Source organism: Geomicrobium sp. JCM 19038 (assembly GCF_000698125.1).
Classification (GTDB): Bacteria; Bacillota; Bacilli; order Bacillales; family Marinococcaceae; genus Geomicrobium_A.
Genome location: NZ_BAXA01000016.1, coordinates 67,081 through 76,667, shown reverse-complemented (window position 1 = coordinate 76,667; position 9,587 = coordinate 67,081). Strand labels below are relative to the sequence as shown.

Below are 9,587 nucleotides of genomic sequence, written 5' to 3'. Positions count from 1 at the left end.
TTTTCTATCTTACCACTGTCAATTCGTTGTGTCAACAACTTTTTTGATTCTTTTTCCAGTGTGTTTCGCGCTGATCTCTCAAGCGCAAGAACTAATATACCATATTCTATTAACTAGAGTCAATACTTAATTTACTAGTTTTTTAGATGGTGGGCCTGAGTGGACTCGAACCACCGACCTCACGCTTATCAGGCGTGCGCTCTAACCAGCTGAGCTACAGGCCCATCTGTAAGATGGAGCGGGTGATGGGAATCGAACCCACATCATCAGCTTGGAAGGCTGAGGTTTTACCACTAAACTACACCCGCATATAAAGTTAAGGTCTTAAAATGGTCGGGAAGACAGGATTTGAACCTGCGACCCCTTGGTCCCAAACCAAGTGCTCTGCCAAGCTGAGCTACTTCCCGTAAAGATTAAACGGTTATAAGTAAGTCAATCAATAAAAATGGCGCGCCCGAGAAGAGTCGAACTCCTAACCTCCTGATCCGTAGTCAGACGCTCTATCCAATTGAGCTACGGGCGCATGGTATGTTATGTCGTTTGTTGCTGTCGTGCTGTTGTCCGTTTCGACAAGAATTAATATAGCATAGGATTTGGACTAAGTGCAACCCCCTTTTCTAAATTCGATTCATTTTTTATTATAGATCGGTTTTGGTATTCTACTTTCTTCTTATTATATATAAACTCTCTTGCAATTAAGGTTAACAAAGAAAAGCCGTTCAAGGTTGAGTATATGACCTCAACCTTGAACGGCTTCTTCTACCATGTGAACGAAAGCTTCGTGCAAACGATAATCTGAAGTGAGTTCCGGGTGAAACGAGCAAGCAAGATAATTCCCTTCACGAACAGCGACAATCGTGTCGTCATATTCACTGAGCACAGTTACGTGATGTCCCACTTCTTGAACGAGTGGCGCGCGAATAAAAACGGCTTCTACATCGACAGCTACATCTTTGATTTCCACTATAGCTTCAAAACTTTCCTTCTGCCGTCCAAATGCATTCCGTTCTACTGTCATATCTATGAAACCAAGATGGGATTCTTCGTCATTTGATAATCGCTCTGCCATAAGAATCATTCCAGCACACGTTCCAAACACTGGTTTACCACTTTCACCAAATGCTTGAAGAGGTTGAAGAAATTCATATTGATCAATGAGCTTTCTCATTGTTGTTGATTCCCCACCAGGAATAATCAACCCATCAATGTCTTGTAATTGTTCTGGCCATTTAATTCGCACGGCTTTACTTCCACTTTTTTCAAGAAAACGAACATGTTCTTCAACCGCACCTTGTAAAGCTAGAACACCTATTGCAACCATTACCAACCACGATCCTGCATACGTTCAGCTGGAGCAATGTTTGAGATTTCTATTCCTTTCATTGCTGTACCGAGATCTTTAGATAGCTCTGCAATCAATTTGTAGTCAGTATAATGTGTTGTCGCTTCAACGATTGCACGCGCAAACTTCTCAGGATTATCAGATTTAAAAATTCCTGATCCGACGAATACACCGTCTGCACCAAGTTGCATCATGAGTGCCGCATCCGCAGGAGTAGCCACACCACCAGCAGCAAAGTTAACGACAGGGAATTCACCCGTTTCTTTGATCGTAAGTAAAAGTTCGTACGGTGCACCGATATTTTTTGCTTCAGTCATTAGCTCATCCGTAGACATGTGCATCACTTGCTTAATTTGAGCTTGCATTTTTCGCATGTGTCGAACTGCCTCAACGATATTGCCCGTTCCTGGCTCACCTTTTGTTCGGATCATTGAAGCTCCTTCTCCAATTCTTCTTGCTGCTTCGCCTAAATCACGTGCCCCACATACAAATGGTACAGTAAACTCCCGTTTATTTAGATGATAAACTTCGTCAGCTGGTGTTAAAACTTCGCTTTCATCAATATAATCGACACCCATCGCTTCAAGGACGCGGGCTTCTACGATATGTCCAATCCTTGCCTTTGCCATTACTGGAATCGATACAGCATTTAATACATCTTCGGTAATTGTTGGGTCTGCCATTCTAGCTACGCCACCTGCAGCACGAATGTCTGAAGGTACTCGCTCCAGAGCCATAACCGCTACAGCTCCAGCTTCTTCAGCAATCTTTGCTTGCTCCGCATTGATAACATCCATAATGACGCCACCTTTTTGCATTTGCGCCATCCCTTGCTTTACACGATCTGTCCCTAATTTCTTCTCCATTTTCCCACTCCTTTGTTGAACTGTTATGACTTTTTCATTAGTATAAGTAACATCTGATATGATTAAAAGTGTCAGTTTCTAATCTTTTGATGGTGTCAGATGTAGATGGAAGGAGTTTATTATGGAAATCTTATGGTGCTCGTTAGATCGTGAAAGTGAAATACCGCTATATGAACAGCTGTACTCACATATAAAAAAGGAAATTGTCAGTGGCGCACTAATGTATGGAACAAAACTGCCTTCAAAACGAAAGCTTTCTGATTACCTAAAGATTAGTCAAAATACTGTAGAAAGTACGTACGAACAGCTCGTAGCTGAAGGGTATGTTGAAGTTGTCGCTAGAAAGGGCTTCTTCGTACAAGCATACGAAAACCTCGAATACATAGACATTAAAAAAGAAGCTGGTTCCATAGAACCGCTCATTGATGAGAAGATTCGCTATGACTTTCACCCAACACGCATTGACCTTATCATTTTCCAATTGACCGTTGGCGAAAACATATGAAGGATACGTTAGATCATGATCATCTTCATCTTTTTCTGCTCGGTCATCATCAAGGGGAACTAACTTTTAGAGAAGAGATTGCCCACTACTTGCGTCACTCAAGAGGTGTCACTTGTGAACCTTCACAAATTATCGTCGGTGCGGGGATTGAAGTGCTCATGCAACAACTCTTTCAATTAATTGGGCGTTCAAAAACATACGGTGTTGAAGATCCTGGATATCAATTAATGCGTAACCTGCTAACGAATAGTGCCAATCAGTACGTACCGCTTACAGTTGATGAAGAAGGTATCGTCGTTGATTCAATACTTGACTCATCAATTGATGTCATTTGTACAACACCCTCACATCATTTTCCGTATGGAACGGTACTGTCCATTAATCGAAGAAAGCGGCTGCTTCAATGGGCAAATGAAAAACGAGACCGCTATATTTTAGAAGACGATTACGATAGTGAATTTCGATATAGCGGGAAAACGATTCCGTCCTTACAAAGCATGGATCATTTCGGTAAAGTTATTTATCTCGGGACATTTAGCAAATCTTTAATTCCTTCTGCTCGAATCAGTTATATGGTATTACCGAATGAACTGCTAAAGAAATACAAAGAAGTATTTTCGTTTTATCATTCAACGGTTTCTCGCATTGACCAGGTCGTCCTCACAGAGTTCATGAAACAAGGGGACTTTGCTAAACATTTAAATCGTATGCGAAAAATTTATCGTCGTAAATTAGACATTGTCTTGCAAGAACTAAAACCTTATGAAGATAGCCTAACCATTATAGGAGAACGGTCTGGTTTACATGTCGTACTCGTCATTACGAATGGCATGACAGAAACCGAACTCGTTGATACAGCTCTATCTCATCAAATTCTCGTTTATCCACTATCGAGATACACCGTTAGCTCTGAACCGTCTAATCCTCCACGGATTGTACTCGGATTTGCGGGTATACCAGAAGATGAGTTAAAAGAAGCCTTACAAACACTTTTACTCGCATGGAACTACGAATATAAATAAGAAGCTGATTCGTTATAATCAGCTTCTTTTAATAAATAATCTCTTCTCTCGTGTGTGTCTCACTTAGAAAAGCTGAATCAGGGTCAAAATAATCAGGGTTGTATTGAAAGTGAAATTCATCGTCTTGGATAAATCCTGCTCCCCACGTTGGATCCATTTCAAGCCATTCGCCATCAACAGACACATCAACCCAAGCGTGACGTTCACCCGTTGAGGTAACTCCCGCCACATAATTGGCTTCCATATCCAATGCACGTAAAAGCGCAATCGTTAAAAACGCATAATCTTGGCAAACCCCTTGTCTCGTTTCTAATGTCTTTATTGCACTATCATCCATTTCAAATGCGTTATTCTCTAATTTATCTACGTCGTAAGCGATCGTCGTTGCAACATAATCATAAATTGCTTTTGCGCGATCACGGTCGTTATCAATTCCGTCAGTTAATTGATTTGCTAGAGAAATAATGACCGGGTCATCCGACTCAATACCAACCGAAGGCAAAAGACTCCTTAAATCTTCTGCACCTTCTACATTATGAGTAAACAGCGATGTCCCATAGAACACGAAATAATTTTCCCCTTCTTCGTATGGATCGGGGACACTTACAGTTACGTCATATTCCCCTTCCCCAAACCGAAAGTAGATCATTCCTTTAAATTGATAGTCTTCTACAGGCACATAATAATGCGCTTCAACCCCAGATTCATGTTCAGTCGTCACGATCATATGGCTAATGTCTTCACTACCTACGATCGTGGAGTCAATGGTACCTTCTATCTCGTACTCTTGTCCTTCATAGTATAAAAGATCCGTCACTGCTGGAGCTTCAAGTGTTACTCCTCGCTCATAGTATTGATCAAAATGGTCGATTGAGATTAACGACTCATCTGTTGTGCGATTCACAATAAACGAGGCTGCCTCATAATAGAGATCATCATCACCTGTGTCGAGCAACACTGTAATTTTATGCTCCCCTTCTCCGAATTGCAGAGGAACTTCTTCTTCGAAGGATTGGTTGTTAATAGGTACTAGAAACTCTTCTTGATCTTGTTCGTAAGTAACATGAATTAAAAGCAGCTCATCATCACGTTCATTATTCACCGTTCCTTGAACAACGACACTCCGATCTGCTTCCAGAAACCCATCCAAAGGGGCAACAAAGCTTAAATCATTCTCCAAACCTAGTGGGGTGTATTCAATCTCGCGTTGACGTTCATCATTTACATTAAGTACAGTCATCGATGCCCCTTCATAAAATTGACCTTCCTCACCTACTTGATCACTCGGCGCGTAAATATCAATTTCATATTCATCTGCTCCATAATGGAACTTCACGTCATACTCAAAATTGCCACTCTCATCAAACGTTGCATAATAATTAAACACATCATCTTTATTCGCTAATGATATCAATTGAATCCAAACATAGTCTTCAGCAAGCTGTTCGTGTCGTGATACGTTACCTTCAATCGTTAATGTCCCTTCTGTAGCAAAGGATGAATACTTCGGACTTTGAAATGTAAGACCAACTTCATCTCCAAACCTTGTCATTGAAAGAGATGATACATCAATTCCATGAGCTTCACTCAATTTTTGAACATCATCAGCGTCTTGTTCTTCTATTTGATCTGAGTTTTCCTTTGATTCATCTACTGTCGAATCACAACTACTCAATAAACCGATGATTCCGACTACAGCTACTAATCTTCGAAAGTGCTTCCACATCGCAGCCACCCGTCACGCAACACTTACAAACCTAATACGTTATTCATGAACCGCTTCCTTGTTATAGGATTTATAAGCTAATTACTTTTACGGTAACAGGTTCCCCCCTTGTTTTATGAAGTTTGTGAGATTCACTACGCTATAAGTACTATCTTTACGAAAAGTTAATAAAGTAAGTTTCGCGATTTCATTGTTCTATTCCTTCTATTCATGTATTCTACGTAATGTTAATAGAATACTCACGTAAAGTAGGTGAACCCTCTGAATCAACTCAAGAATCTGCTACAAATTTTTCTTATTTCTACACGACTTGGACTTACTTCATTCGGAGGTCCAATTGCTCACCTCGGTTACTTTCATGAAGAATATGTAAAACGGAAGAAATGGTTAGATGAGAAAAGCTACGCTGATCTCGTTGCGCTCTGTCAGTTCTTACCCGGACCTGCCAGCAGCCAAGTTGGTATAGGCATTGGTGTGATAAAAGGAGGCGTTATCGGCGGCTTCCTTTCATTCCTCGGATTTACAATGCCTTCTGTCTTGTTGCTCATTCTCTTCGCTCAGTTTGCAAGTACGTTTGGATTAACCGATGCTGGCTTTATTGATGGTCTAAAGCTTGTTGCTGTTGCTGTTGTCGCACACGCCATCCTTGGCATGGCGAAAAATTTAACGCCTGATTTATCTAGACAAACGATTGCACTTATTGCCCTCATGATTACGGTTTTAATTCCCCATGCACTCGCACAAGTAGGCGTCATTACCCTCGCTGCAATCGTTGGGTTTGTCATGTTTCGCGATCCAGCAGAACAGACGAAAACGACAAGCTTTCCGTTAAGCAAACGATTTGGTGCTGCTTGCTTAACGTTGTTCGTTGTATTGCTTATCGGCCTTCCACTTCTTGCACAAGTCAGTAGCTCAATGTGGCTAGACTTATTCGATCGGTTCTACCGGGCAGGCGCACTCGTCTTTGGTGGAGGTCACGTCGTCTTACCGTTGCTCGAGCGCGAATTTGTACCGACTGGATTAATTTCTGCTGATGAATTTCTAGCAGGATATGGTGCTGCTCAAGCCGTTCCAGGTCCGTTATTCACGTTTGCTGCATACATCGGAACTGTTATCGCCGGAAGTCTTGGTGGTTTATTTGCCACTGTCGCCGTCTTTTTACCAGCGTTTTTACTGATCTTCGGTGTGCTGCCATTTTGGCAAAGCGTTCGTCATCATGAGAAATTACGTGGTGCTTTTCTAGGTGTGAACGCAGCCGTCGTTGGAATTTTAATTTCGGCATTCTTCCATCCGATCTGGGTAACAAGTGTGCAAAGTGGCTTTGATTTTGCAATTGCTGCACTTCTTTTCTTTATGCTCATGTACTGGAAACGTCCACCTTGGGTGATCGTTCTTACAGGAATCGTTTTAGGAACACTGTTTTATTCATAGTCCATCGATTCGTCATTTCGTACTCCGGGGTGGCGTTTTTTCGTTTCGTAACATGAATCGCAACAATTCCTACAGCGAAAAATAAAACAGAACCCACAAGGCCTACAAGTCGAATACCAATGGTATGCGCCATAATCCCAAAGATGACGGTAAAAAAGATAATGGCTAGCGCTTCTAAAAAGCCAAATAAACTGATAAACCTTCCCATCAATGATGTAGGAACTGCATTTTGATAAAACGTTAAATAGCCAGTATTGAGGAAGGTCACAAAAAAACCGATAAGTGTAACACCAATGATTGCTACTACTTGATCTGTAGCGACATACAACGTCACATAAGCCACCGCTGTCATGACGGTGCCATAACCAATTAACGTTTCTACCTTCAAGGATTTCGCAAAGCGAACATTGATTAGCGAACCGACAATGATGCCAATCCCAAAGAAGCTAAGTAAAAATCCATATTCAGCATCGCTGAGCATTAATTCTAGTTTAGCGAACGACGCTTCAAGGGAGTCAATGGCAGTCATGAACACCGTTACAAGAACAAATAATCCATAGACGTAAAAAACATAGGCGGAACGTTTGCAATAAGAGACAACCGTTTTGACGTCTGCTTGAATTTGCTCTAACCGGCGTGTTGATTTTACACGTTCAATCGGTGCATCCACAACGGGTAGCAACAATAGCAATGCTGCCGAAAGCAACAATGCAACTCCATTCAAGTAAATGGCTATATACGGAGAACCGACATAGAAAAGGATTCCTGCGATTGCTGGGCCTAACATCGTCCCAGATGAGTAAATAAATCCTCGCAACGCATTAAATCGTTGACGATTATCCTTTGGGATTAACTTCGTAATGTATACAGCTGAAGCTGGTGCTGAAATCGCGTTTGCCAAGTTAATCAGTAGAACAAAGAAGTAAATAAATACAATCGAAGGCAACAGTGGAATGATGATAATAAGCACAGCCCGAATCACATCAAGGACAATCATCAACCTTCGAGTATTCGCATGATCAATGAGACTGCCAGACCAAGTATTTGTAAGTAGGGCAGCGATTGGCGCAATAATATAAAGCAAGCCGACAGCGAACGGTGATCCGGTTTCTTGCAGCACAATTAAATTCAGTGCAATTAAATATACCCAACCACCAATATTTGAAACCCCTAAACTTAGTAATAACAACATCGCATATTTCCACATGTGAATCGGCACCTTTCTTCATGATGTCATGAAACGAAAAAACTCACCCCCAAGATTGTCGTCTTGGGGGCGAGTCGAATCGCGGTGCCACCCCAGTTTGTCGATGTATCGCTACAAAGACCTCTTCAAGTACGGCTACATGAATTAACCTAGCGATACCCTATCTCTATAACGGGAGATCCCGTTGCATTATCATCCGAAGAATCCGATGCAAAGCTCCGAGACTTGCTTCAACATGTTCACGATGCCTCCTTCTCAGCTCCCAGAGGTCTCTGTCCATCCATTCCATGCTTACTCTTCTCTTCAACGCCTTTACTAAAATTTCTTATTAGTGTAACGCTAACCCCTTATAGAGTAAAGATATTGTTCTAAAAATTTAAAATTAACAAAGCATGAATTGCAGCTTTAGTGAAAAAATACTTCAACAGGAAATACTCCACTCGAAAAAATAGCATATGAGGTTTTTATTAATTTCACCTTCGATCAAGGGCAATATCCCCTCATACATCATTTCAATACTCCACACGGAAGTAGTAATCCCACCCTTATGAGACTTATGCTCATAAACATCCACCACCAAGACCTGACCCGAAAAAAGAAAACCTTGGTTACAGAACCAAGGCTTCTTCACTACTTTATAATTACACTTTATCGCTTTTTAACTTGCTTCATTCATTCGATCTCGTAATGTGCTTGCTGTACCTGACAATAATACTGCTGAAGAAGCGACTTGTTGCATCGTTGCACTTAACTGCTCAATGATTGCAGCTACGCTTTGGACACCGTCATTTGATTGCTCTGCAATTGATGACAGGTTCCGCATATGATTTGTGACTTCATTCATATTCGTTGTCACTTCGCTGATTGCTGCATTGACATCTTGAACGATATCATCCACTTCCACAACGTTATCTTGAACACTTTGGAACACCGTCGTTAATTGCTGGTTCATGTTCATTCCTTTATCAACAGACTGGATGCCGCTTTCAATCACTTCTACAACGTGACGACTTTCTGCACCGATCTCTTCGATAAGCGTTGCAATCTGTTCAGTCGCGCCATTCGTTTGATCAGCTAACTTTCTAACCTCATCCGCAACAATTGAAAACCTTTGCCGTGCTCACCAGCTCTTGCCGCTTCAATTGCAGCATTCAATGAAAGTAAATTCGTCTGTTCTGAGATGCCACGAATGAGATTTAGAATTTCTGTAATCTGATCCGTTTTCACACCAAGCTTTTGAACGACTTCACTTGAACGTCGTACCCCATCACCAATAACACTCATTTGCTCCGTAATATCTTCTACAGCTTGTCTGCCGTCATCTGTTTTAGAAATGGCATACTTAGAAGCATCAACGACAAATTTTGTGCTTTCCGTAACTTCTTGCAAGCTAAATAACATCCCGTCGGTATAGCCATTGACTTCTCGAATCGAACCTAATTGTTCTTCATTACCCGCAGAGATTTGTTGCATCGTCGCTGAAATCTC

The 9,587-nt window shown here is 41.4% G+C and carries 7 protein-coding genes, 4 tRNA genes, 1 pseudogene and 1 other annotated feature; of the genes and pseudogenes, 3 read left to right on the top strand and 9 right to left on the bottom strand.

Annotation, left to right across the window (positions count from 1 at the left end):
- Positions 1–147 precede the first annotated feature (147 nt).
- The 6 genes from JCM19038_RS17315 to pdxS form a co-directional block, all read right to left on the bottom strand.
- Positions 148–224 (bottom strand) — tRNA-Ile (locus tag JCM19038_RS17315).
- Positions 225–234: 10 nt separating this feature from the next.
- Positions 235–308 (bottom strand) — tRNA-Gly (locus tag JCM19038_RS17310).
- A gap of 22 nt (positions 309–330) precedes the next feature.
- A tRNA-Pro gene (locus JCM19038_RS17305) sits at positions 331–407 on the bottom strand.
- Between the two features lie 39 nt (positions 408–446).
- A tRNA-Arg gene (locus tag JCM19038_RS17300) sits at positions 447–523 on the bottom strand.
- Between the two features lie 216 nt (positions 524–739).
- Entirely contained in the window at positions 740–1,321 is a 582-nt protein-coding gene (gene pdxT, locus JCM19038_RS17295) for a pyridoxal 5'-phosphate synthase glutaminase subunit PdxT (protein WP_042420439.1), read from the bottom strand.
- Entirely contained in the window at positions 1,321–2,208 is an 888-nt protein-coding gene (pdxS, locus tag JCM19038_RS17290; RefSeq protein ID WP_042420437.1) for a pyridoxal 5'-phosphate synthase lyase subunit PdxS, read from the bottom strand. Before pdxS ends, pdxT begins: the two co-directional genes overlap by 1 nt.
- Positions 2,209–2,329: 121 nt before the next feature.
- Between pdxS and JCM19038_RS25160 the strand changes: the two genes are divergently transcribed.
- Positions 2,330–2,713, top strand: a complete 384-nt coding sequence (locus JCM19038_RS25160) for a winged helix-turn-helix domain-containing protein (RefSeq protein ID WP_307190057.1) — start codon at positions 2,330–2,332, stop codon at positions 2,711–2,713.
- A complete protein-coding gene (locus tag JCM19038_RS17285; RefSeq protein ID WP_307190056.1) occupies positions 2,710–3,735 on the top strand; it encodes a PLP-dependent aminotransferase family protein in 1,026 nt (341 codons plus the stop codon). Before JCM19038_RS25160 ends, JCM19038_RS17285 begins: the two co-directional genes overlap by 4 nt.
- Before the next feature lie 28 nt (positions 3,736–3,763).
- On the opposite strand, the gene JCM19038_RS17280 is transcribed toward JCM19038_RS17285, so the two are convergent.
- Positions 3,764–5,461 (bottom strand): transglutaminase domain-containing protein, encoded by a 1,698-nt coding sequence (locus JCM19038_RS17280; protein ID WP_042420435.1) that lies wholly within the window; start codon positions 5,459–5,461, stop codon positions 3,764–3,766.
- A gap of 252 nt (positions 5,462–5,713) precedes the next feature.
- Between JCM19038_RS17280 and chrA the strand changes: the two genes are divergently transcribed.
- The gene (chrA, locus tag JCM19038_RS17275) at positions 5,714–6,892 is read left to right on the top strand and encodes a chromate efflux transporter (protein WP_042420433.1); all 1,179 of its coding nucleotides are present in this window, start codon (positions 5,714–5,716) and stop codon (positions 6,890–6,892) included.
- On the opposite strand, the gene JCM19038_RS17270 is transcribed toward chrA, so the two are convergent.
- Positions 6,855–8,099: an MFS transporter gene (locus JCM19038_RS17270; protein ID WP_042420431.1), complete on the bottom strand. Its 1,245-nt coding sequence runs from the start codon at positions 8,097–8,099 to the stop codon at positions 6,855–6,857. The genes chrA and JCM19038_RS17270 overlap by 38 nt on opposite strands.
- A gap of 62 nt (positions 8,100–8,161) precedes the next feature.
- Positions 8,162–8,415, bottom strand: a binding site (T-box leader).
- Positions 8,416–8,757: 342 nt separating this feature from the next.
- Positions 8,758–9,500: pseudogene (locus JCM19038_RS23950) on the bottom strand (methyl-accepting chemotaxis protein).
- Between the last annotated feature and the right edge of the window lie 87 nt (positions 9,501–9,587).

What these genes read in the sequence shown, in the direction of transcription:
- JCM19038_RS17285 (WP_307190056.1), top strand. Translation starts at nt 2,710, where the DNA reads ATGAAGGATACGTTAGATCATGATCATCTTCATCTTTTTCTGCTCGGT.
- pdxT (WP_042420439.1), bottom strand. Translation starts at nt 1,321, where the DNA reads ATGGTTGCAATAGGTGTTCTAGCTTTACAAGGTGCGGTTGAAGAACAT.
- pdxS (WP_042420437.1), bottom strand. Translation starts at nt 2,208, where the DNA reads ATGGAGAAGAAATTAGGGACAGATCGTGTAAAGCAAGGGATGGCGCAA.
- JCM19038_RS17270 (WP_042420431.1), bottom strand. Translation starts at nt 8,099, where the DNA reads ATGTGGAAATATGCGATGTTGTTATTACTAAGTTTAGGGGTTTCAAAT.
- JCM19038_RS25160 (WP_307190057.1), top strand. Translation starts at nt 2,330, where the DNA reads ATGGAAATCTTATGGTGCTCGTTAGATCGTGAAAGTGAAATACCGCTA.
- JCM19038_RS17280 (WP_042420435.1), bottom strand. Translation starts at nt 5,461, where the DNA reads ATGTGGAAGCACTTTCGAAGATTAGTAGCTGTAGTCGGAATCATCGGT.